General features: G+C 76.8%; 14 protein-coding genes. 10 read left to right on the forward strand and 4 right to left on the reverse strand.

From position 1 onward, the window contains the following. Positions 1–532: 532 nt before the first annotated feature. The 4 genes from OSB71_RS10575 to OSB71_RS10590 all read right to left on the reverse strand — a co-directional run bounded on the left by OSB71_RS10575 (position 533) and on the right by OSB71_RS10590 (position 4,160). Positions 533–1,414, reverse strand: coding sequence for an aspartyl/asparaginyl beta-hydroxylase domain-containing protein (locus OSB71_RS10575; RefSeq protein WP_265946847.1), 882 nt, complete (start codon positions 1,412–1,414; stop codon positions 533–535). Positions 1,415–1,472: 58 nt separating this feature from the next. After that, complete coding sequence (locus OSB71_RS10580) at positions 1,473–1,724, reverse strand: MbtH family protein (RefSeq protein ID WP_265946950.1); 252 nt, start codon at positions 1,722–1,724, stop codon at positions 1,473–1,475. Positions 1,725–1,970: 246 nt separating this feature from the next. Next, positions 1,971–3,137 (reverse strand): hypothetical protein, encoded by a 1,167-nt coding sequence (locus tag OSB71_RS10585; RefSeq protein ID WP_265946849.1) that lies wholly within the window; start codon positions 3,135–3,137, stop codon positions 1,971–1,973. A gap of 141 nt (positions 3,138–3,278) precedes the next feature. Continuing rightward, positions 3,279–4,160: an NAD(P)-dependent oxidoreductase gene (locus tag OSB71_RS10590; protein ID WP_265946851.1), complete on the reverse strand. Its 882-nt coding sequence runs from the start codon at positions 4,158–4,160 to the stop codon at positions 3,279–3,281. Positions 4,161–4,216: 56 nt separating this feature from the next. On the opposite strand from OSB71_RS10590, the gene OSB71_RS10595 reads away from it, so the two are divergent. From OSB71_RS10595 to OSB71_RS10640, 10 genes are all read left to right on the forward strand, one after another. Further along, positions 4,217–4,567: a winged helix-turn-helix transcriptional regulator gene (locus OSB71_RS10595; protein WP_265946853.1), complete on the forward strand. Its 351-nt coding sequence runs from the start codon at positions 4,217–4,219 to the stop codon at positions 4,565–4,567. Between the two features lie 1,338 nt (positions 4,568–5,905). Continuing rightward, the gene (locus OSB71_RS10600; RefSeq protein ID WP_265946855.1) at positions 5,906–7,513 is read left to right on the forward strand and encodes a (2,3-dihydroxybenzoyl)adenylate synthase; all 1,608 of its coding nucleotides are present in this window, start codon (positions 5,906–5,908) and stop codon (positions 7,511–7,513) included. Positions 7,514–7,607: 94 nt separating this feature from the next. Then, positions 7,608–7,847: a phosphopantetheine-binding protein gene (locus OSB71_RS10605; RefSeq protein WP_265946856.1), complete on the forward strand. Its 240-nt coding sequence runs from the start codon at positions 7,608–7,610 to the stop codon at positions 7,845–7,847. Continuing rightward, entirely contained in the window at positions 7,844–8,692 is an 849-nt protein-coding gene (locus OSB71_RS10610) for a siderophore-interacting protein (protein ID WP_265946858.1), read from the forward strand. Before OSB71_RS10605 ends, OSB71_RS10610 begins: the two co-directional genes overlap by 4 nt. Positions 8,693–8,829: 137 nt before the next feature. After that, on the forward strand, positions 8,830–9,828 hold the full coding sequence (locus tag OSB71_RS10615; protein ID WP_265946860.1) for an ABC transporter substrate-binding protein: 999 nt from the start codon (positions 8,830–8,832) through the stop codon (positions 9,826–9,828). Beyond that, positions 9,825–10,850: a FecCD family ABC transporter permease gene (locus tag OSB71_RS10620; protein ID WP_265946862.1), complete on the forward strand. Its 1,026-nt coding sequence runs from the start codon at positions 9,825–9,827 to the stop codon at positions 10,848–10,850. Before OSB71_RS10615 ends, OSB71_RS10620 begins: the two co-directional genes overlap by 4 nt. Beyond that, positions 10,847–11,842: a FecCD family ABC transporter permease gene (locus tag OSB71_RS10625; protein WP_265946864.1), complete on the forward strand. Its 996-nt coding sequence runs from the start codon at positions 10,847–10,849 to the stop codon at positions 11,840–11,842. Before OSB71_RS10620 ends, OSB71_RS10625 begins: the two co-directional genes overlap by 4 nt. After that, complete coding sequence (locus OSB71_RS10630; protein WP_265946866.1) at positions 11,839–12,624, forward strand: ABC transporter ATP-binding protein; 786 nt, start codon at positions 11,839–11,841, stop codon at positions 12,622–12,624. The genes OSB71_RS10625 and OSB71_RS10630 overlap by 4 nt, the downstream gene beginning before the upstream one ends. A 1-nt stretch (position 12,625) precedes the next feature. Then, entirely contained in the window at positions 12,626–22,648 is a 10,023-nt protein-coding gene (locus OSB71_RS10635; protein ID WP_265946868.1) for a non-ribosomal peptide synthetase, read from the forward strand. Further along, a complete protein-coding gene (locus tag OSB71_RS10640; protein WP_265946869.1) occupies positions 22,645–24,045 on the forward strand; it encodes an MDR family MFS transporter in 1,401 nt (466 codons plus the stop codon). Before OSB71_RS10635 ends, OSB71_RS10640 begins: the two co-directional genes overlap by 4 nt. Positions 24,046–24,248: the final 203 nt, after the last annotated feature.

A 24,248-nucleotide genomic window follows, 5' to 3' on the forward strand; every position in this document is an offset into this window, starting at 1 on the left:
GAACAGTTCGGCGGTGTGCTCATGGAGGGAGCTTTCACCGAACCCCTGCTGGCAGCGGTGCGAAGCCCGGCCACAGCGCGTCGTGCAGCACCGAAAACGGTTTCGTCAAAACCCGCGGAAATTCACTACGTTCTCCCTCGAAGTATCTCCCGACTATGCGTCGGCCTGTCGCCCCGTATCTTCGAGTCCTGCGCGGTAGGAAACCTGATGCCCTATCGAACGCTTACTGGACTGCTTGAAGCCTACCGGCCGTGCTCCGCGAGACGCAAGGAAAAACCGGTTGACCACTCCGGAAACGTTATTCCGAGCGGCGCCGCGCGCCCGTCACCCGCCCCTCGCGCCGGGGCCGGCCCGCACCGGCTCCGGCCCGTGCCGAAACCGCCACGCGCCGGACCCGGCCGGCGCACCCGGCCGGGCCGCCGCGCACGACCGCGTCCGCACCGTGGCTTCCGTACTCACCACGACGCGCCGTGCTCGCCGTGCGGTTCCGCACCGGCGACGACGTGCCCCGCTCGCCGCGCGGCCCCCGCGCTCACCACGCGGTGAGGGAGAACCGCTCGCCCAGGGCCCGGGCACCGATGGCGAAGTCCCGTATCCGCTCCGCCTTCTCGACCATCTTGTCGTCCCCGGCGCGCCGGGCGATCTCGACCAGCCACGTGTAGGTCTCCGCCGGGTGGACGTCGTAGGTGTAGTGCACCTTGGAGAGCAGGAAGAGGATGTCGCGGAAGTTCTCCCGGCCGATCACGCCCGCCAGGCCCAGGAGGGCGTCGCGGCGCTCGGTGGTGAAGGGCCGCCGCTCGGGCAGGTCGGGCGTGGCGCCGGGGGCGTAGACGGTGGGGTCGGCGAAGACCTCCTTCTCGTACGTCTCGTCGAACGCGCCGTCGAAGGCCAGGTCCACGCACAGGGACTGGCGGCTGACGTCGGAGAAGTTGGCGGCCGAGTGCACCGTCGCCGCGTCCAGGAACCAGATCTCGCCGGGCCGCATGTGGATGACGGTGTCCTCGTTGGAGTGGAAGGCCAGCGGGCTGTCCTCCAGCACCATGAACGTGCGCACGTAGCTGTCGAGGTCCCGGTCGAGCTCCACGAAGTCGCGGTGCGGGATGACGACGGCGTTCTTCAGGTTCCTGCTGCGGGCCATCTGCACCCGCTCGACGTTGAACACGGTGGTGACGAGTTCGCGCAGGTACGGCACCCGCTCCGCGTGCCGCGTCGGCCGCGCGGCCGCGCCGTCGAGGTCGCGGTAGAGCCGGTCGTCGCCGCCCCCGGTCGCGTTCCACAGCGGGATGTTCTTCCAGAATCCGTTGCTGAACTCGTCGTACTCCTCCTCCACGGTGGGCACCGCGGCGAGGTACTCCAGGTCCGGCGCCAGGCGGGCCCGGTCGAGTTCGATCTTCCCGAGAATGCGGGAGCGCATGTGTCCTCCATGATCGCGGACGTGTCGAGCTGTTCGCCGCGCGCGGCCGGCTTGATCCTCAGGAGCCGGGGGCCGTCGCTGCTCGGAGACTGCGGGGGCGCAGGTCCGTCCAGTTCTCCTCGACGAACGCCAGGCAGGCGTCACGGCTCGCCTCCGCCAGCGCGACCCGCCAGCCGGCCGGCACGTCCAGCGTGCTCGGCCACAGCGAGTGCTGGCCTTCCTCGTTCACCAGGACGAGATAGGCGGCCTCGGCGTCATCGAAAGGATGAGAACGCCGGCGCTCTGTTTCCTGTCGCGACGACTGCAACATGTCCACGACCCCCGTTACTCGATCGCCATGGTCGGCGCGACCCGGAGGAGCGCTCGCACCCATGATCGAATGGCCGAAAGCGTACGCCAGGTCTTCGGGGGCGGTCAACACACGTCCGGCACATCACCGTTACGCCACACACGCGTCGGCCCGGCGCCTCCCGCCCGACACCCGCACGGCACCAGGCACGCAGGTGGGCCGCCGTGTCGCGGTCCCGCCGCGCCGCCTCGACCGGGGCCGCCCGCCCTACCCGCGGCTCCCGGCGGTGGCGGCGGCCGGGGCCGCGGCCCCGGGGCGGGAATCAGCCACCGGGCACCCGGCGATCAGCCCGCAGATCGCCTCCACGCCGTCCAGCGCGGGGTCCAGCAGTTCCCGGGGGTGACGGGCGAAGCCGCCGGACGCCGTGCGGGCCTCGAAGGCGCGCACGGCCGCCAGCAGCCGGGCCGGGTTGCTCAGCGCGCCGGCCAACGGGCCGTCCGGCGCGGCGGTCAGCGCGTCGCACACCGCGCGCCATCGGTCGGGGCCGGCCACGTGCGCGCGGAGGTAGGAGCGGGCGTCCACGGCCCGCAGGGGCAGGACGCCGACCCGGTCCGCGCCGTCCCGCCACGCCGGCACGGCGCCGACGGCGCGGGCCGCTTCGGGGTCGCCCGCGTCGTGCAGGAGGACGGCGCCGGGCGCCCCGACCGCCCGCAGGTACGCGTCGAACGCCGCGAGCCCCGCGGCCGCGCTCCCCCCGGGCGTCGCCCCCTCCTCGGCCACCCGCCCCGCGGGCGCCGGGCCGTCGGCCACCCGCCCCTCGGCCGCCGGACCCTCGGGCGCCGCACCAGCAGGCGCCGAACCCTCGGCCGCCGAACCCTCCAGTCTCCGCCCCGCGGGCGTCGGCCCCTCCGCCTCCGGGCCGACCGCGCCGGTCCACCCCGCCACGGCTCCGGCCGCCAGCACCGGCACCAGGCGGCCCTCCCGGACCAGCTCCTCGGCCGCCGCACGCGGCACCCGGTACGCCGCCCGGACCGACCGGGCCAACCGCGCCGCGACGTCCGCGTCCCCGGCCGCGTCCGCCTCCGCGTCGGCGGGGGTCGCGGCCAGCCGGACGGGCACCGGGTCGCCCGGGCCGCGCTGCTCCAGCAGGCGCAGCACCAGGTCCACCGCCAGCAGGGTCCGGCCGCTGCCCGGCGCGCCGGTCACCAGCAGCCGCGCCGGACGCCGCCCGGCGTACCGCTCCAGTACGGCGCACGAGCGCATCGGCGGCACGGCGGGCTCCGCGGCGCCCGCCACCGTCCACGCGTACCGCAGGTCCATCGGCTCCCGGCCGCCGAGCAGCCGGTCGCGCGCGAGCCGCTCCCGCCGCAGCACGGCACCGGCCAGCCGCCCGGCCGCGTCGCCGCGCCGCTCCCGCCTCCACAGCCTCACCATGCCGCCGCACCCTACGCATCCCCCGGCCGCGCACCGCCCCGCCGCACCGCGCCGCCCCCGGACCGGCCCCGTGGGCGGGACACCCCGCCCACGCGTTGACGCGCCCGGCCCGGCGGGACCCGGGCGCGTCCGAATCCCGGCTCAGCGGCGGCTGCTCAGCAGGTCGGTGATGCGCAGGAAGCCGTCCGTCGGGCTGCCGTGCGCGATGGCCCGGCGCGCGAGACCCTCGGCCGCGCGCATCACCCCCGCGTCGATCCCGTGTGCCTCGGAGGCGTGCACGATGTGCGTCATCGAGGAGACGGCCGAACTGATCGGGTTGTCCAGGCCCGAGAAGGCACCGCTGTCGACGTCCGCCGCGCCCTCCGCGAACACCGGCGGGAGGATCTCGGCGATGCCCTGGGCGAACGGGGCGAGTTCACCGGCGGTGATGCCCTCGGCCCGGGCCACGGCCAGCGCGTGGGCGTAGCCCGCCATCGCCGTCCAGAAGATGTCGAGCAGGGCGATGTCGTAGGCGGCGGCCCGGCCGGTGTCGGTGCCCAGGTGGGTGTGGGTGCCGCCCAGCGCGTCCAGCACGGGCCGGTGCGCCGCGTACAGCTCCTCCGGGCCGCTGTGCAGGAACACCGCGTCCGGGGTGCCGATGGTGACGGCCGGGGTCATGATCGCGCCGTCGAGGTAACCGATGCCGTGCTCGGCCGCCCACTCGGCGCTGTCCCGCGCGCGCCCCGGGAGGTCGGCCGTCAGGTTGACGACGGTGCGCCCCTTCAGCGCCGCCGTCACCGCGTCGCGCCGGAGCACGGCGTCCGCGGCGTCGTAGTTCACCACGCACACCACCGTCACCGGGCTGGCGGCGACCGCCTCCTCCGCCGAGCCGGCGCTCACCGCGCCGCGCTCGACCAGCTCCCCGTCCCGGCCGGGCGTGCGGTTCCACACGGTGGTGCGCAGCCCCGCCTCCAGGAAGGCACCGGCCAGGGCACGCCCCATCGGTCCCAGGCCCAGCACCGTGACGGCAGACTGTTCGGACATACTTCTACTCCTGACGACTCGTGACGCACTGACGACTAGTGACAAGGGGACCGGTCATGACGCGCAGCCGCGCCCTGGACCCGGACGTCTGCGGTGTCACCGCCGCGATCGACGTGATCGACGGCAAGTGGAAGACGACACTGCTGTGGCTCCTGGAGTCCGGTCCGCAGCGTCCCGGGGCCCTGCGTCGGCAGATTCCCGGCCTCACCGAGAAGGTGCTGACTCAGGCGCTCCGGGAGATGGAGGCCGACGGCCTGGTGCACCGCGAGGTGCACGACGTCCTCCCACTCAAGACCGTCTACTCCCTCACCTCGTTCGGCCAGGACCTGGCCGACGCGCTGGCCCCCCTCTCGGACTGGGGCCACCGCCGCCTGGAACGCCTTGCCGATCCCCCGGCGGCCTCCTGACCGCCTCCTCCACCCTGACCCACCCCCGCGCGCCCGCCAAGTACCCACAAAAAAGTGGCCACCTCGGCGTTCTGTGCCCCACCCCGGGGCGGCCCGCCACGCCGCCCCGGTGACGGCCCACCGCGCCGACGCACCGGGCGGCCGCCGCGTCGGGGCCGGGCCGACGCCTTGAGCGGGAGGGGCCTTCCCCGGGCCCCGGTCCGGGCGGCCCCGGCGCGGCGGGCGGCCTCCTCGGCCAACCATCCCGGCCGCGACCACACGACCCGCCCCGACGCCCGGCGGAGACCTCCGCGACGGTGCCCGGGGGTCTGACGGCGGCCCGCGCGGAAGCGCCGCCGCGCGCCCGCCACGCGGCCCCTAAGCCACCTGGCGCGCCGCCGACCCGGAGCCGCCGCCCCGGAGCCGTCGGCCACCGCGCCGGCCGCCACGCGCCTCGCTCCCGGCCGATCCCCGAGCCCTCCCGTCACGTGACGCGGCGTCACCCGGCGCGGAGTCGGCCCGTGCGAGGCCACGGGAAACCACCCGCCCTTGCCACGCAACCTCCCACCTGGTTAGGTTAGGCTTACCTTGCCAAGCGGGAGGAGGGAGCGCATCCCGGCCCGGTCCACGGGGTCACCGGACTCGGTGACGCCGGTCGCCGGCGCGGCCGGAGGACCGGTGCCGACGTGTCGCACGCCGCGGTGGGCACGGACCGCCGGTGACGCACGCGTCCACCGCCGCGGGCGCGCCACGTCCGGGCAGGGCCGCGTACGCCGGTGGCAGCGACGTGGCCGCCCCGTCACCCCCGCCCCGGTCCGCGGGTCACGGCGGCAGCGGCGGCTCGGCCGGCGGTGGTCCCACCCGGTGCGACCGCCACCGGATGCGGCGTCGGCCGTGGCCGGGGAGGACGACCGCGCCCGGGGCCCTCGCGGGCACCCCGAGCGGTTCCCCGCGGGGCGTCCCACCGGGAGCCCCGCCCACCACGCCGCCCCGGGCACCCTCCGCGCCCGCCACCCCACCGCCCCGCAGAACCCGTTCGACGACGGCGGCGCGACCCCCGCGCCGGAAAGGAAACGCTGACGTGTCCCCCTCCGCTCCGGTGCGCCCCGGCCCCGGGTGCCAGGCGACCGACCTGCCGGCCCCCGCCCCGCCCCGCCCGTTCCGCTCCTCCTCGCTCCGGGGCGCGCGGCGCCCCGACGGCACGGGGGCGGTGCCGCTCCGTGGCCCCGGCCAGCGCGGACGGACGGTGCGCCCGCGCACCGTCGCGGGGAGCGCCGCGGGCCGCGCTCCGGCGGCCGAACGAGCCGTTGGCGCGGCGGCGTTCGGCCCGCCGCGCGGCCTCGACGGGCAGGGGGCGGCGTGAGCGCGGACCACGTGCCGTGGCCGCCGGAGGTCGCCGCGCGCTACCGGGCGGCGGGCCACTGGCGCGGCCGGACCTTCGGGACGACGCTGACGGCGCTGGCGAGCGCGTACGCCGACCGCACCGCCGTGGTGGGCGGGGACCGCCGGTGGAGCTTCGCCGAACTCGACGAGCGCGCCCACCGGATCGCCGCCGGGCTGCTCGACGCCGGGCTCGCGCCCGGCGACCGGGCGGTGCTGCAACTGCCCAACGTCCCGGAGTTCCTGCCGGTGGTGTTCGGGATGTGGCGCGCGGGCGTGCTGCCGGTGTTCGCGCTGCCCGCGCACCGGCACAGCGAGCTGCGGCACTTCGCCGCGCACAGCGAAGCAGCCGCCATCGTCACCGTCGGCACCCACGAGCGGCACGACCACGCCGCGACCGCCCGCGCCGTCGCCTCCGAGGTGGGCTCCGTGCGGCGGGTGCTGACGCTCGACTCGGCGGAGTTCGCCGACCTGGCCGCGACGGCGCCGCGCGAGCTGCCCGACCCCGATCCGGAGGGCGTGGCGTTCCTCCAGCTCTCCGGGGGGAGCACCGGGCTGCCGAAGCTGATCCCGCGCACCCACGACGACTACCTCTACAGCGTCCGCGAGAGCGCCCGGATCTGCGCGCTGCGCCCGGAGAGCGTGTACCTGGCCACGCTCCCCGTGGCGCACAACTACCCGTTGAGCTCGCCGGGGGTGCTCGGCGCCCTGCACGCGGGGGCGACGACGGTCATGGCGCCGCGGCCGGACGCGGACACCGCGTTCCGGCTGATCGAGGAGGAGCGGGTCACCATCACCGGGGTGGTGCCGCCGCTGGCCGCCGCGTGGGTGCAGGCGGCGGCCCGCACCGACCGCGACCTGTCCTCCCTGGAGGTCCTGCTGGTCGGCGGGGCCAAGTGCGGCCGCGAGCTGGCCGAGCGGATCGGTCCCGCGCTGGGCTGCCGGCTCCAGCAGGTGTTCGGGATGGCGGAGGGCCTGGTCTGCTACACCCGGCTGGACGACCCCGAGGAGGTGGTGCTCGGCACGCAGGGCCGCCCCCTCTCCCCCGACGACGAGGTCCGCGTCGTGGACGTGGAGACCGGCGCCGACGTGGCACCGGGGCAGCCGGGCGCCCTGCTGACCCGCGGCCCGTACACGATCCGCGGCTACTACCGGGCCCCGGAGCACAACGCCGCCGCGTTCACCCCGGACGGCTTCTACCGGACCGGCGACCTGGTGCGCCGCACGCCCTCGGGCCGGCTCGAAGTGGTCGGGCGGGCCAAGGAGCAGATCAACCGGGGCGGGGAGAAGGTCGCGGCCGAGGAGGTCGAGAACCACCTGATGGCCCACCCGGGCGTGCTCGACGCCGCCGTCGTGGCGGTGCCCGACCCCTACCTGGGCGAGCGGACCTGCGCCTACGTCGTGCCCACCGCGCAGGCGTCCCCCTCCGGTGCGGAGCTGCGCGCCTTCGTGCGGGAGCGCGGGGTGGCCGCGTTCAAGGTGCCGGACCTGGTCCGGGTCGTCGAGCGGTTCCCGACGACCGGCGTCGGCAAGACCAGCAAGCGCGAGCTGAGGGCGGCCCTGGCCGCGCTCGCGCGGAAGGAGTGACGCGCGTGCCCCCGCCCCCGACCCGGTCCGCGAGCCGGCCGTACCCGTTGACCGCGGCCGCCGAGCCGCCCACGACCCCCGCAGGAGCCCCCCGATGAGCCAGTCCCTGTCGCCCGAACGAGTCCGTGCCGACGTCGCGGAGCTGCTGGGCGTCGAGCCCGCCGAGATCACGCCCGAGGAGGACCTGGTCGACCGCGGCCTGGACTCGGTGCGGATGATGACGCTGGTCGAGCGCTGGCGGGCCGCCGGAGCGGCGACGCTGGAGTTCCCCGACCTGGCCGAGCGGCCGGTGCTGGCGCACTGGACGGCACTCGTGGCCGGGGAGGACGCATGACCCGGGTCGACCACCGGCACCGGCACCTGGAGCGGATCGCGGAGGTCCGGGCCGGGCGCACGCCCGAGAAGGTGGGCTACCCGATCGGCATCCGGGAGACCGAGGTGGTGCGCACCCGCGAGGTCGGCGCGGGCCTGCTGCGGGTGACCCTGGGCGGGGCGGGCGCCGCCGGGTTCGAGGCGCACGCGCCGGACGAGCACGTGAAGCTGGTCTTCCCGGAACCGGACGGCTCGTTGCGCCTGCCCGAGCCGCACGGGGCGATGCTGCGCTGGCCGCGGCCGTCGCCCACCACGCGGGAGTACACGGTGCGGCGCCACGACCCGGTGGCGGGCGAGATCGACATCGACGTCGCCCGGCACGACGGCGGCCTGGCGTGGGACTGGGCGCGCGCGGTCCGGCCGGGCGCCGTCGTGCACGTCGCCGGGCCGCCCGGCGGGCTGATCGTCCCGCACGCCTACGACCGGTACCTCCTCGCGGGCGACATCACGGCGCTGCCCGCGATCGCGCGGTGGCTGGAGGAGCTGCCCGGGAGCGCGCGGGGCTGGGCCTTCGTCGAGGTCGCCGACGCCACGGAGGAGATCGCGCTGGCCGCGCCCGGGGGCTTCGAGGTGTGCTGGCTGCACCGCGGCGAGCGCCCGGCGGGCACCGGTGACGCGCTGGCGCGGGCGGTGACCGCGGTGCGCGTGCCCGCGGGCGAGCGGGTGTTCGTGTGGGCCGCGGGCGAGGCGGGGCAGGTCAAGCCGCTGCGCCGGTGGGTCCGCGACGTGCTGCGGCTGGAGAAGGCCGACCACGACATCACCGGTTACTGGAAGCGCGGCGTCGCCGACTTCGACGACGGCCACTGACGGCCGGACGGGCCCGGGGAGCGGCGGGGCGGCCCGGTGCCGTTCCCCCGGCGCCACGCGCCACCCGATCATCTAATAAGGTAAGCCTTGCCTAACCAAGCAAGGTCGAGTCCGTTGACTCGAAAGGGAGTTCTCGCATGTCGATACGTAGATCCTCGGGCCTGGTCGGAACCCTGGCCCTGGCCCTGGCGCTGACCGGGTGCGGCGCGTCGTCCGAAGCGGGCGCCGACGCCGCCGGGTCGGACGAGACCCGGGTGTTCGCCGCGGACAACGGCGACGTCACCATCCCGGCCGACCCGCAGCGCGTGGTGGCCACCGGCTACGCCGTGCCCGCGCTGATCGAGGCCGACGCGCCGCTGGTCGGGATCTCGTCGTGGCAGCGCGGCGAGCCGATGATGAGCAAGGAGGACCTGGCCACCTACAAGGAACTCCCCAAGGTGGCGGGCGAGCAGGCGGCCGAGACGAACTACGAGGCCGTCGCCGAGGCCGAGCCCGACCTGATCGTCATCGGCGTGCCCGCCCCGGTGCTCGGCGACATCGACGTCGAACGGCTGGAGTCCATCGCCCCGGTCGTGGCGATCGGGCCGACGGTGCCCTCCGCGTGGCGCGAGCTGTCCCGCAAGCAGGCCGACGCCGCGGGCGCGCTCAAGCGGTTCGACGCCCAGCAGGCCGCGTACGAGGAGAAGGCCGCCGGGCTGGCCGAGAAGTACGCGGAGGTGCTGCCCGGACTGAAGCTCGGCCACGTCGGCGCGTACGGCGAGGTCGCCAAGGGCACCTTCCAGCGGGAGTTCAGCGGCTCGTGGGGCACCAACGTCGCCGAGGACCTCGGCGCGACGTACTACGGCGAGGTCAAGGAGCCAGGCCCCGGCTCGCGCGCGGTCAGCGAGTACCCGTCCATCGAGGAGCTGCCGGCCTCGCTCGGTGAGGCCGACGCCATCACCTACTCGGTCGCGGCCGACGGCAGCGTCCCGGAGCCGGTGCGGTACGTCATGGACTCCCCGCTGTGGCGGAACCTGCCCGCCGTGCAGGCCGGGAAGGTCTTCCCCGTCCGCTACACCGAGGCCGCGACCTACGGGCAGGCCGTGCAGACCCTGGACGCGATCGACGAGTCGTTCGCGCCGCTGCTCGGCCGGTGACGGCCGCCGGCCCCGCACCCGGGGCGACGACGGGCGGCGGGCGGACCGTCCCGCGGTCCGCCCTGCTCGTCGGCGCGGTGGCGCTGCTCGCGGTGGTCGCCGTGCTCAGCGTCGGCGTCGGCGCCCGCGCCGTCCCGCCCGCCGAGGTGGTGCGGGCGCTGCTGGACCACCAGGGCACCGACGACCACGTCATCGTGCGGGACGTCCGGGCGCCCCGGGCGCTGCTGGCCGTCGCGGTGGGCGCCGCGCTGGCGGTGGCGGGCGCGCTGATCCAGACGCTGGCCCGCAACCCGCTGGCCGAGCCCGGCATCCTCGGGGTCACCGCGGGGGCCGGGTTCGCCATCACCCTCGGCTCGGCGCTCGGCCTGGCCGCCGGGCAGGCGGGCGAGCTGCTCTTCTCGGTCCTCGGTTCGGTGGCCGCGGCCCTGCTCGTCGCGGCGGTCGGCCGCCGCTCGCCGCTGCGCCTGGTCCTCACCGGCGTGGCCCTGACCGCCGTGCTCAGCGGCGTCGGGCTGGGCCTGCGGCTGGTCCTGCCGGACGTCTTCGACGCCTACCGGTTCTGGTCGGTCGGGTCGCTGGCGGCCCGGGAACAGGCGCCGCTGGCCCTGCCGCTGACGGCGATCGGGCTCGCCCTGCTCGGCGCCCTGCTGCTGAGCAGGGCGCTCAACGCCCTGACGCTGGGCGAGAGCGTGGCGCACACGCTGGGCGCGGGCGTGCACCGGGTGCGGGCCGCCGCCCTGGTGCTGATCACCGTGCTCAGCGGGGCGGCGACGGCGGTGGCCGGGCCGATCCTGTTCGTCGGCCTGATCGTGCCGCACCTGGCGCGCCGGCCCGCCGGCGGCTCGGTGCCGTGGCTGCTGCTCTACACGATGGTGCTGGGCCCGATCCTGCTGCTGGTCGCCGACGTGGGATCGCGGGTGCTGCTGCCCACCGGCGAGGTGCCGGTGGCCATCGTGACCGCGTTCCTCGGCGGCCCCATGCTGATCTGGGCCGTCCGCCGGTACGGGGCGGGGGCGCTGTGAACGTCCTTCGGCTGCGGGCCGAACGCCGGACGGTCCTGCTCGCCACGGCGCTGGTCGGCCTGGCTTCGGGCCTGGGCCTGCTGGGGCTGTGCTTCGGCGCGTCCTGGTCCAGCCCCGGCGAGGTGGTCGCCGTGCTGACCGGGGCGGAGCGCTCCGTGGTGATCTCCGACTGGCGGCTGCCCCGGGTGCTGGCCGGGGTCGTCTTCGGCGCCGCCCTGGGCGTGGCCGGGGCGATCTTCCAGAACCTCACCCGGAACCCGATGGGCAGCCCGGACGTGATCGGCCTCGACGCGGGCGCCTACACCGGCGCCCTGTTCGCCATCACCGTGCTGTCCGGCACCTCCGCGCAACTGGCGACCGGCTCCGTCCTGGGCGGGCTGCTCGTCTCCGCCGCGATCTACCTGCTCTCGCTCGACCGCGGCTTCTCCGGGCTGCGGCTCGTGGTGATCGGCATCGCGGTCAACGCGATGGTGACGGCGGTCAACTCGTGGATCGTGCTGCGCGCCGAGCTGGAGGTGGCCATCGCCGCCGTCGGCTGGAGCGCGGGCTCGCTCAACGGCGTGGGCTGGGCGGACGTGCGGCTTCCGTTCTCGGTGATCGCCGTGCTGCTGGTCCTGACGGCCGCCCGGGCGCACGCCATGCACCAGACCTCCTTCGGCGACGCGATCGCCGTGACCACCGGGGTCGGGCTGGGCCGGCTGCGGCTGCTGATGGTGCTCATCGGCGTCGGCTGCACGGCCACGGTGACCGCGGTGGCCGGGCCCATCGCCTTCATCGCCCTGGCCGCCCCGCAGATCGGGCGCCGGCTCGCCGGAGCGGCCGGCGTGCCGCTGCTCCCCGCCGCGCTCACCGGGGCCGTGCTGCTCCAAGGCGCCGACCTGCTCGCCCAGATGCTGCTGGCGCCCGCCGCGCTGCCGGTCGGCGTGGTGAGCACCGCGATCGGCGGCTGCTACCTGATCTGGCTGCTCACCAAGGAGGTGGGGCGCGCGTGACCGCACGCCTGGCCGCGCGGGACATCACCCTGCGCTACGGCGACCGGGTGGTCTCCACCCGGCTCAGCCTCGACGTCCCCGACCGCGCGTTCACCGCCATCGTGGGGCCCAACGCCTGCGGGAAGTCCACCCTGCTGCGCGCGTTCGTCCGGCTGCTGCGCCCCGGGGCGGGGCGGGTGGAACTGGACGGCCGCGAGGTCGCCGGCTACCCGACCAAGGCGCTGGCCCGGGAGCTCGGCTTTCTGCCGCAGGACCCGCTGGCCCCCGACGACATCCGGGTCCGGCAGTTGGTGCGCCGGGGACGGTTCCCGCACCAGTCCCTGGTGGCGATGTGGTCGCCCCGCGACGAGGCGGCCGTCGCCGCGGCGCTGGCCGCCGCCGGCGTCGCCGACCTGGCCGACCGGCCGGTCCAGGAGCTGTCCGGCGGCCAGCGGCAGCGGGTGTGGATGGCCATGGTGCTCGCCCAGCAGACGCCCTACCTGCTGCTCGACGAACCCACGTCCTTCCTGGACATCACCCACCAGTACCAGCTACTCGGCCTGCTGGCCCGGCTGCGCGACGCGGGCCACACGGTGATCGCCGTCCTGCACGACATCAACCAGGCGTGCCGGTTCGCCGACCACCTGGTCGCCATGAAGGGCGGCCGGGTGGTGGCCGAGGGCGTGCCCGCGGACGTCGTCGACGCGGCCCTGGTCACGGAGGTCTTCGACCTCCCGAGCGTCATCGTCCCGGACCCGGTGACCGGCACGCCGATGGTCGTCCCCACACTGCAAGGAGAATGAGTTGAGCAGCGCGAGTGGTGCCACGGACGGACTGCTTCCCCTCACCAGCGCCCAGTCGGGCATCTGGAACGCGCAGCGCCTCGAACCGGACTCGCCGTACTACCTGGTCGGCGACGTGGTGGAGATATCCGGCGGCGACCCGGTCGACGCCGAGGCGCTGGCCGAGGCCGTCCGGGCGACCACCGAGGAGGCCGAGACCCTGCGGCTGCGGGTGTACGACACCGCGTCGGGCCCGCGCCAGGCGGTCGGCGGCGAGCCCGTCGCGCCGCCGCGGGTGGTCGACGTCAGCGGCGCGGCCGACCCCAGGGCGGCGGCCGACGCGCTCGTCGACGCGGAGCGGGCGCGGGCGGCCGAGGCGTGCCGGGGGATGACCGACCGGCCCCTGTACGCGCGGACCGTCATCCGGCTGTCCGACCGCGAGGTCTGGTACACCCAGCTCGGCCACCACCTGGTCTTCGACGGCTACACGGCCGCGCTGCTCGCCCGCCGGACCGCCGCCCGCTACACCGCGCTGGTCCGCGGCACCGAGCCGCCGAGGCCGACGTTCGGCACGCTCGCCGACCTCGTCGCCGCCGACCGGGCCTACCGGGACAGCGACCGGTTCGCCGAGGACCGCGCGTACTGGGTCGACCGGTTCACCCCGCTGCCCGACCTGGGCGACGCGGAGACGACCACGGGCCCGCCGGAGCGCACCGTGACGGCCCGTGCCGTCGTCACGCCCGAGGAGACGGCCCGGCTGCGCGCCTTCGCCGACGCGCACGGCGTCACCTGGGGCGAGGCGCTGATCGCCTGCTACGCCGCGTTCCTGCACCGCGTGCTGGGGCACACCGACGTGGTCTTCGCGCTGCCGCTGATGTGCCGGGTGGGCGCGACCGCACTGCGCACCCCCGCCATGGCGGTCAACGTGCTGCCGCTGCGGGTGACCGTACGCGGCGAGGACGGGCTCGGGGAGCTGAGCGCGCGGGTCGCGGCCGCCATGCGGGAGATGCGCGACCACCAGCGCTACCGGGGCGAGGACCTGCCGCGGGACCTCGGCGTGCCCGGGGCGGGCGCGCTGCTGCACGGCCGCGGGATCAACCTCAAGGCGTTCGACCTGGCGATCGACTTCGCCGGGGCCACCGGGGTGCTGCGCAACGTCGCGGGCGGCCCGCCGGAGGACATGGGGCTGAGCGTCCTGCCGACCCGCGACGGCGGGCTGCTGCTCGGCTTCGAGGTGGACGCCCGCACCGACGACCAGGCCGCGGTCGACGGCAAGCTGACGGGGCTGCGGGCCCTGCTGGCCGGGCTGACGGACGGCCTGGCCGTGGGGCGCGTCCCGCTGACCGGCGACGCGGACCGGCTGCCGGCCGGCTGGGCGCCGCCCGCCCTGCCCGGCACCCCGGTGGACGTGCCCACCGCGTTCGACGCCATGGTCGCCGCCCACCCCGGGCGCACCGCCCTGGTGTGCGGCGCCGACCGGCTGTCCACGGACGAGCTGGCGGCCCGGGTGCACCGGCTCGCCCGGGCGCTGCGGGCCCGCGGCGTCGGCCCGGACGACGTGGTGGCGCTGGCGCTGCCGCGCTCGGCCGAGCTGGTCACCGCCCTGCTGGCGGTGCTGGACGCGGGCGCCGCGTTCCTGCCCCTGGACACCGCGCACCCCGCCGAGCGGCTGCGCGAGCTGCTCGACGACGCCCGCCCCGCGCTGGTGCTGACCTCCGGCGCCGTCGACGGCCTGGCCTGGGACACCCTGGTCGACGAGGCGGCCGGGCGGTCCGGCGCGCCGCTGCGGGCCGACGAGCTGGCCGCGCCGCGCCACCCCGAGCACCTCGCCTACGTCATCCACACCTCCGGGTCGACCGGGCGCCCCAAGGGCGTGCTCGGCCGGGCCGGCGGCCTCGCCGCGCTGCTGCACCACCAGCGGTCGACGGTCGTCGCCGAGGCCGAGCGGGCCGCGGGCCGGCGGCTGCGCGCCGCCCACACCTACTCGTTCGCCTTCGACTCCGCACTCGACCACCTGGTGTGGCTGCTGTGCGGGCACGAACTGCACGTCTACGACGCCGAGACGGTCCGCGACGCCGACGCCCTGCTCGCCGCGTACGCCCGGGACGGCATCGACGTCGTCGACACCACCCCGTCGATGGCCGGACCGCTGGTGGACGGCGGCCTGCTGGACCTGCGGCCGACGCTGCTGGTGCTCGGCGGCGAGGCCACACCGCCCGCGCTGTGGCGGCGCGTCGCCGCGTCGGGGGTCACCGCCCGCAACATGTACGGGCCCACCGAGGCGGCGGTGGACAGCACCACCGCCCGGATCGGCGGCGAGGAGCCGACGATCGGCCACCCGCTCGCGGGCACCCGGGTCCGCCTCCTGGACGCCGCGCTGCAACCGGTGCCGCACGGCACGGCGGGCGAACTGTACCTGGCCGGACCCCACCTGGCCCGCGGCTACCTGGGCCGGCCCGGGGCGACCGCCGAGCGGTTCGTCGCCGACCCGTTCGGCGCGCCGGGCGAGCGGATGTACCGCACGGGCGACCTCGCCAGGTGGGTGCCGGGGCGGGGCCTGCAGTACCTGGGCCGCGGGGACGGGCAGGTCAAGATCCGCGGTCACCGGGTGGAGACCGGCGAGGTCGAGGCGGCGCTCGGCGCGGTGCCCGGGGTGCGCGCGGCGGCGGCCGTACTGCGCTCGTCCCGGCTGGTCGGCTACGTGGTGGCCGCGTCCGTGACCGGGGAGGCGGTGCGCGCCCACCTGGCCGCGCGGCTGCCCGAGCACCTGGTGCCCGCGGCGGTGGTCGTGCTGGACGCGCTGCCGCTCACGCCCAACGGCAAGCTCGACCGCGCCGCGCTGCCCGCCCCCGCGGTGTCCGCGGGCGGCCGGGAGGCGGGCACGGAGCGGGAGCGGCTGCTGTGCGCGGCCCTCGCCGACGTGTTCGAGGTGGAGCGGGTCGGCGTGGACGACGACTTCTTCGCCCTGGGCGGGGACAGCATCACCGCGATCACCGTCAGCGGCAGGCTGCGGGCGATGGGCGTCGGACTGCGGCCACGGGACCTGCTGGCCCGCCGCAGCTTCGCCGCCCTGGCCGCCTCCGCCGAGTGGCTCGGGGACGCCCCCGAGCCGGAGGACGACCCCACCGGGTCGGTGCCCGCGCCGCCCATCGTGCGCGGCCTGCTCGACCCGCACCCGGACGTGGCCACCGTCGCCGGGTACGCCCAGTGGACCGCCCTGCGGGTCGGCGCGCTCTCCCCCGCCGACCTCGCCTCGGGCCTGCGGGCCGTGCTCGACCGGCACGACGCGCTGCGGCTCCGGGTGGCCGACGACGGCCTCACCGTGCTGCCCAGGGGCGCGGTGCGCGCCGTCACCCGGCTGAGCCGGGCGCGGGACGTGGCCGCGCTGGCCCGGCGGCTGGCCGGGGAGCTCGACCCGCGCTCGGGCGACCTGGTGCGGGCGGCCCTGGTGCGCACCGGCGACGGGACGCCGGACCGGCTGGTCCTCGTGGTGCACCACCTCGCCGTGGACGGCGTGTCCTGGCGCGTCCTCCTGCCCGACCTGCACACCGCCTGCACGGGCGGCGTCCTGGAGCCGGCCGGGGCGTCGTGGCGGCGCCACGCGCGGCTGCTCGCCGAGCAGGGCGAGAGCGGCGCGCGCCGGGGCGAACTCGACCACTGGCGGGCCGCGCTCGGCTCCGCCGCCCGCCTGGGCGCCCGGCCGCTGGACCAGGCGCGGGACACGGTGGCCACCGCGCACCGGTCGGTCACCGTGGCCACCCCCGAGGTCACCGAGGCGCTGCTGACCACCCTGCCCGCGGCGTACCGCGCCGGGGTCGACGAGGTGCTGCTGGCCGCGCTCGTGCTCGCGCTGCGGAGCCGGGGAACCGGCGGGGACGCGGTGACCGTCACGCTGGAGGGCCACGGCCGCGAGCACCTCGACCTGTCGCGCACGGTCGGCTGGTTCACCAGCGAGTACCCGGTGCGCGTCCCGGCGGGCGGCGACGTGCGGGAGGTGCTGCGCGCGGCCAAGGAGGCCAAGCGCGCGGTGCCCGACGGCGGCGTGGGGTACGGCGTCCTGCGCCACCTGGACCCGCGGGCCGGCGCCGAGCTGGCCGCCATCCCGCCACCGGACGTGCTGCTGAACTACCTGGGCCGGTTCACCGCGCCGCCCGGCACCGGGTGGCGCCTGCCGGAGCGCGACGCCTTCTCGGTGATCGAGCCCCGGGCCAAGGCGCTGGAGCAGGTGCTGGCCCTCAACTGCTTCGTCCACGAGGAGCCCGAGGGGCGGGAGGAGCACGGGAAGCCCGAGGAGCACGGGGAGCCCGGGAAGGGAGGGCCCCGGCTGGCCGTCGAGTGGACCGCGGCGACCGGGGTGCTCGGACCGGACGCCGTGGCGGCCCTCCAGACGGCCTGGGCGGCGGCGCTGGAGACGCTGGCCGACCACGCGGCGGGCGCCGTCGGCGGGCTCACCCCCTCCGACCTCGCACTGGTCGGACTCGACCAGGCCGCCATCGACGCCCTCGAACGGACCGGCCCCGTCGCCGACGTCCTGCCCGCCACCCCGCTCCAGGTGGGCCTGGCCTTCCACACCCTGCTCCGCGACGACCGGGACACCGACGTCTACGTCGTCCAGGCCGTGACGACGCTGGTCGGCGAGCTGGACCCGCGGCGGCTGGCCGAGGCGGCGCGGGAACTCCTGCGCCGGCACCCCGCGCTCCGCGTGTACCTGACCCCGGCCGGGGACGACGTGGTGCAGGTGGTGCCCGCCGACGTCCGCCTGGAGTGGCGGCGGGACGACCGGTTCGCCGAGGCCGCCCGCGCCGAGCTGGAGCGCCCGTTCGACCCGGCCAGGCCGCCGCTGATCCGCTTCCTGCTCTCCCGCATCGGCCCGGCCGAGCACAAACTGGTGATCACCAACCACCACGCCCTGCTCGACGGCTGGTCGATGCCGCTGGTCGGCCGCACGCTGCTCGCCCTCTACGCCGAGCTGGGCGGCGGCCCCGCCGCACCGCTCGCCCCGCCGCTGTCGGAGTACTTCCGGTGGCTCGCGGGCCGGGACCGCGCGGCGTCGCTGGCCAGGTGGCGGGAGGCGCTGGCCGGCGTCGACGACGCGACGCTGCTGGCCCCGGCGGGCGCGCGGACCGGCGTCGAGCGCCCCGGCCGCGTCACCGTGGAGCTGGGCCGGGAGTTCAGCGACCGGCTGCGCGCGTTCGCCCGCGAGCAGGGGGTCACCCTGTCCGCGGTGCTCCAGACGGCCTGGGGTCTGCTGCTGGGCCGGCTCACCGGGCGCCGTGACGTCGTGTTCGGCTGCCCGGTGTCCGGGCGGCCCGCCGAGGTCGACGGCGTCGAGTCGATGATCGGCCAGCTCGGCACCACGGTCCCCGTCCGCGTCCGGCACACCCAGGACCAGACCGCGCGGGACGTGCTGGCCCGCGTGCACGCCGAGAGCGTCGCGCTGAGCGAGCACCACCACGTCGGCCTCCCCGAGATCCAGCGCGCCGTGGGCGTCGGCGAGCTGTTCGACACGATGCTGGTAGTGGAGAACTTCCCGCTGTCCACCCGCGGGCGCACCCCGCTCGCCCCCGGGCTCGACCTCGCCGGGGTGGACATCACCGACGCCACCCACTACCCGCTCACCGTGATCGTGCTCCCCGACGACGCGATCACGATCGGCCTCGGCTACCAGCCGGGCGCCTTCACCGAGGCGGCCGTGCGCGACTACGGCCGCTGGCTGCACCACCTCCTGCGGGAGCTCGTCGCCGACCCCGCGCGGCCCGTGCTCAGGCTGCCGGTGCTCGACGCCGGGGAGCGGGAGCGGATGCTGCGCACCGGCGCCGGGGCCGTCCCCGCCCGGACCCGCGGGCACTGGCTGGAGGAGTTCGCCGCCTGGGTGCGCCGCAAGCCCGACGCCGAGGCGCTGGTCTGCCGCGACCGCAGCCTGAGCTACGCCGACCTGGACCGGCGGGCCAACCGGCTCGCCCACGCGCTGATCCGGCGCGGGGTCCGGCCCCAGAACCCGGTCGCCGTGCTGCTCGGCCGCGACGTCGAGATGACGGTGGCGCTGTTCGCCGTCGCCAAGGCGGGCGCGGTGTACGTGCCGATGGACGCGGGCTACCCGCGCGAGCGGCTGGCCTACATGCTCGACGACATCGCCCCGGCCGCCGCCGTGACGACCGGCGCCGAGCTGCCCGGCGCACGCGAGGTCCCAGTGCTGCGGCTGGACGACCCGGCCACGCTCGCCTCCGTGCCCGACACCGACCCGGCCGAGGCCCGCGCCGGTCTCACACCGGACGCCCTCGCCTACGTCATCTACACCTCCGGCACCACAGGGCGGCCCAAGGGCGTCGGCGTGACCCACCGGGGCGTGCCCGACCTGATCGCCCTCCAGGAGGAGGTCGTCGGTGTCACCGAGCACGACCGGTACCTGCACTTCGCGTCGACCGGCTTCGACGTCGCGTTCTGGCAGACGATGGTGCCGCTGCTCTCCGGCGGCACGTCCGTGATCGCGCCCGAGGAGGTGCGCGTCCCCGGCGACGAGCTGCTCGACTACATCGCCGAGCACCGGGTGACCGGGGTGAACCTGCTGCCGTCGTTCCTGGCCGCGATGCCCGACGACCGCACGGTGGACCCCGAGGTGTTCTTCGTCGTGGGCGCCGAGCGCCTCGACCCGGAGCTGGCGCGGCGCTGGGGTGAAGGACGCCGGGCGCTGTTCAACGCCTACGGACCCACCGAGGTCACCATCAACGCCGTGACCTGGCGGTACGAGCCGGACGACCCCGGCCCGCTGCCGATCGGCCGCCCCGACCCCAACGTCCGCGCCTACGTGCTGGACGCCGGACTCCAGCCGGTCGGCGTCGGCGTGACGGGCGAGCTGTACCTCGGCGGACCGAGCCTGGCCCGCGGCTACGTCGGCCGCCCCGGCCTGACCGCGGCGGCGTTCGTGGCCGACCCCTTCGGGCCCCCGGGCCGGCGCATGTACCGCACGGGGGACCTGGTGCGGTGGCGGCCGGACGGGCGGCTCGTGTTCCTCGGCCGCGCCGACCACCAGGTCAAGATCCGCGGCTTCCGGGTCGAGCTGGGCGAGATCGAGTCCGCCCTGAACCGCCACCCCGACGTGCGCGCCTGCGCGGTGACCGTGCGGGAGGGCAGGCTCGTCGGACACGTCGTCCCGGTCGACGGCGCCGCCCCCGACACCGCGCGGCTGCGCGACCACCTGGCCGCCGAGCTGCCCGACCACATGGTCCCGGCCGCGCTCGTGCCGATCGACCGGCTGCCGCTGAGCCCCAGCGGCAAGCTCGACCCCGCCGCCCTGCCCGCCCCCGAGACCGCGGCCGCCGCGCGGCGCGAGCCCGCCACCCCGGCCGAAGCGGTGCTCCTGGAGGTGTTCCGCGGCGTCCTGGGCACCGAAGCGGTCGGCCCCGACGACGACTTCTTCGCCATCGGCGGGGACAGCATCGTGTCGCTCCAGGTCGTCTCGCGCGCCCGGCGCCACGGGCTCGGCCTGACCGCGCGGGACGTCTTCGAGGGCGAGACGGTCGCCGGGATCGCCGCGCGGGCCCGCCCCTTCGACCGGGGCGAGGCCCCCGCCGTCGGGGACGCGCCGCTCACCCCGGTCATGCGCGACCTGCTGCGCCGCGCCGGCGCCGCCGCGGACGGGTTCTGCCAGTGGGTGGAGGTCTGCGTCCCCCCGGGCGGCGACGAGGCGGCCTGGCGGGCCGTGCTCGACGCGGTCCTCGCCCGCCACGACGCCTTGCGGGCCCACCTGGCCGACGACGCCCTGCGCGTGCCGCCGGTCGGCGCCGTCACCGGGGCCGACGTGCTGACCCGCGTGCGGGCGACCGGCGACCCGCGGCCCCTGGTCGACGCCCACACCGCCCAGGTGCGCGCGACCATGGACCCGCGCACCGGTCCGCTGCTGCGCGCGGTGTGGGTGGACGCGGGCCCGGCGCGGCCGGGCAGGCTCGTCCTGATCGCGCACCACCTGGTCGTCGACGCCGTCTCCTGGCGCGTCCTGCTGGACGACGTGGAGCACGCCCACCGCGGCGGGTCGCTGGCCCGGCACGGCCAGTCGTTCCTCGGCTGGGCTCGCGCCCTGCGCGCCGCCGACCGGCGGGCCGAACTGCCGCACTGGCGAAGCGTGACCGCCACCCCGGCCCTCGCCCCTCCGCTCGACCCGGCCCGGGACACCGTGGCCACCGCCGCGCACCACGAGTTCCACCTCGCCGCCGACGCGACCCGCGCCCTGGTCACGACCCTGCCCACCGCCCACCGCACCACCCCGGACGCCGTGCTGCTCACCGCGCTGGCGAAGGCCGTCCGGGCGTGGCGCGGGACGCCGGAGCTGCTGGTCGCGCTGGAGAGCCACGGCCGCCCGCCGCAGGTCGACCTCTCCCAGACCGTCGGCTGGTTCACCGCCGTCCACCCCGTCCGGCTCGCCGCGGACGACGACGTGCGGGCGGTCGCGGAGCGGCTGCGCGCCCAGGGCGACGGCCTGGGCTACGGCGTCCTCACCACGGCCGGACTGCTGGAGCCCGTGGCGCCGGAGGTCGCCTGGAACTACCTCGGCCACTTCCCCGGCGCCCCGGCGCAGGAGACGCCGTGGCAGGCGCCCCCGGACGCCGACCCGCTCGGCTCGGGCGGCGCGGACGCGCTGCCCCTGCCGCACAGCCTGATGATCAGCGCCCTGGTCCGCGACGACGCGCTCGGGGTGCGCATCACGTGGCCGAGCGCGCTGTTCGCCCCCGCCGAGGTCGAGGAGCTGGCCGAGCACCTGCGCACCGCGCTCCTGCGCACCGCCGCCGCGCCGGAGGCCAGGGCGCTGGAGGGCGGCCGCCCGGTCGCCGAGGTGCAGCCGCTCACCCCGCTGCAGGAGGTGATGCTGCGGCACTCGCGCACCGAGCGGCCCGACCCGTACACCGTGCAGTCAGTGTTCTCCCTGGCCGGTCCGCTCGACGTGGCGGCCCTGCACGCCGCGGGCGCCGACCTGCTGGCCCGCCACCCGAACCTGGGCGCCGTGTTCCCCGCCGACCTGGCGGTGATCCCCGTCTCGCCCCGCCCGGACTGCCGGGTGTCCGACGGGCCGGCCGAGGAGGTGCTGGCGGCCGACCTGGCCGAGCCGTTCGACCTCGCCGGCGGCCCGCTCCTGCGGCTGACCGTGCTCCGCCGCGGTCCCGAACGCGCCGACCTGGTGCTGACCAGCCATCACGTGCTCTCCGACGGCTGGTCAGCCCCGCGTCTGCTCACCGAGCTGTTCGCCCTGTACACCGCGCGCGTCCGCGGCGCGGCACCCGAGCTGCCCGCCCCGGTGCCGTTCTCCGACTACCTGCGCTGGCGCGCCGACCACGAGCCCGACCTCGCCGCCTGGGCCGCCGAGCTGGACGGCCTGCCCCCCGGCGACCACCTGGGCGGCGGCGAGCCCGGCCCCGCCTGGCAGGAGCCGCGCCTCCTCACCTTCGACGCGGCGCTGGTGGCCGACCTCACCCGGCTCGCCGCCCAGCGCGGCCTGACCCGCAACACGCTGGTGCAGGGGGCGTGGGCGGTGCTGCTCGCGCGGCGCTCGGGGCGCACGGACGTCTGCTTCGGCGCCATGGTCGCCTGCCGGCCCCCGGAGCTGGCGGGCGTCGAGGAGATCATCGGGCTGCTCGCCAACACCGTGCCCGTCCGGGCCCGGCTCAGCGGCACGCTCGCCGCCACGCTCGCCGAGCTCCAGGCCCGGCAGCGGGCGCTGGTCGAGCACCACCACGTCGCCCTGACCGACCTGGAGCGGCTGACCGGGCGGCGGCGACTGTTCGACAGCCTCGTGGTGTTCGAGAACTACCCGGTCGACCCCGACCGCCTCCGCGAACCCGCGCCCGGGCTCACCGTCGTCGGCACCCGGTTCCGCGAGGCCACCCACCACCCGGTGACCCTGACCGTCATGCCGGACGGCGACGGGTGGACCGGCGTGCTCGCCCACCGGGCCGGGGTGGACGCCGACGGGCTCGCCGAGGAGCTGCTCGACCTGCTCCGCACCCTGGGCGACCACCTCGACGACGACGTGCTCGACCTCCTGGAGCGCCGGTGAGCGGGAAGGCCGCGCCCCCGGCCGAGCGGGTCGACGGCCGGCTGCTGCGCGTCGCGTTCATCCTGGTGCTGGGCACCTTCATGGCCACGGTGGACGCCACGATCGTCAGCGTCGGCATCGAGACCCTGGCCGACGGGTTCGGCGCCGACGTCACCGGGGTCCAGTGGGTCACCACCGCCTACCTGCTGGCCGTCGTCACCGCCGTGCCCGCGTCCGGCTGGCTCGCGGACCGGTTCGGCGGCCGCCGGACGTGGCTCGTCGCCGTGGGCGTGTTCGTGCTCGGCTCGGCGCTGTGCGCGCTGGCCTGGTCGCTGCCGAGCCTGATCGCGTTCCGGGTGGTCCAGGGGCTCGGCGGCGGGCTGCTGCCCCCGACCGGGCAGGCGCTGCTCGCCCGCGTGGCGGGGCCCGGGCGCACCGGGCGGGTGCTCAGCGTCGTCGCGGTCGTGCCGCTGCTGTCGCCGGTGCTCGGTCCGCTGGCCGGCGGCGCCATCCTCGGCGTGGCGCCCTGGCCGTGGCTGTTCCTGGTCAACCTGCCGGTCGGGGTGCTGGCGATCCTGCTCGCCCACCGCCACGTGCCCGCGGTGCCGCCGTCGACGCGGCGCACCGCGTTCGACCTGCGGGGCGCCGCGCTGCTCTCGCCGGGCCTCGCCGTGCTGGTCCTCGGGCTGACCGAGGTGGCCCACGGCCGCGCCCTCCCGGCCGCGATCGGCGTCTCGGCGGGGATCGCGATGCTGGCCGGCTTCACCGCGCACGGGCTGCGGACCCGCCGCACACCGCTCATCGACCCCCGGCTGTTCGCCAGGCCGCCCTTCGGCGCCGCCGCCCTCGCGCTGCTCGTCCTGGGCGCGTCGGTCTTCGGCACGATGTTCCTGCTGCCGCTGTACCTCCAGACCGGCCGCGGGCTGTCGGCCTGGCAGGCCGGACTGCTGCTCGCCCCCCAGGGGCTGGGCGCGGCGGCCGGTTCGGTGCTGGTCAACCGCACCATCGACCGGGTCGCGCCCCGGACCCTGGTGGTCGGCGGCATCGCGCTGATCCTCGTGGGCACGGTCCCGTTCACCCAGCTCGGCCACGCGCCGCCGGACGCCGTGATCGCCTCGGCGCTCGCGGTCCGCGGCGTCGGGATGGCCATGATCGGCGCTCCCGTGATGAACATCGTCTACAGCCGCATCGAGCCCGAGCACCTCCCCCGCGCGTCCGGAGCGCTCAGCCTGCTCAACACCGTCGGGGGTTCGGTCGGCACCGCGGTGCTCGCCGTCGTCCTCCAGGGCCGGCTGGCCGCCCGGGGGGCGGAGGTCTCCTGGGCCTTCGCCGACACCTTCTGGTGGGTGCTCGGATTCTGCCTGGTCGCCGCCGCCGGGGCCACGAGGCTGCCCCGCACCCCCGCCGGGAGGCCGTGATGCGCCCCCGGCCCGCACCGGCCGAGCCGACCGGGGCCCGCCCGCTGCCCCGGCGGCGGCCGGAGCCGCCGCCCGGCACCGCGCCGCCCTCGCCGCCGTCCTCGCCCACCGCGGGGGACGGGGGCGGGGGCGGGACGGCGGCACGCACCGCGCCGCCGCCGCGGAGCGGGCGGACCACCGGACGGTGGCCCGGCGCCGCCCCG

The sequence above is a fragment of the Streptomyces marinisediminis genome (assembly GCF_026262575.1).
Taxonomy (GTDB): Bacteria; Actinomycetota; Actinomycetes; order Streptomycetales; family Streptomycetaceae; genus Streptomyces; species Streptomyces marinisediminis.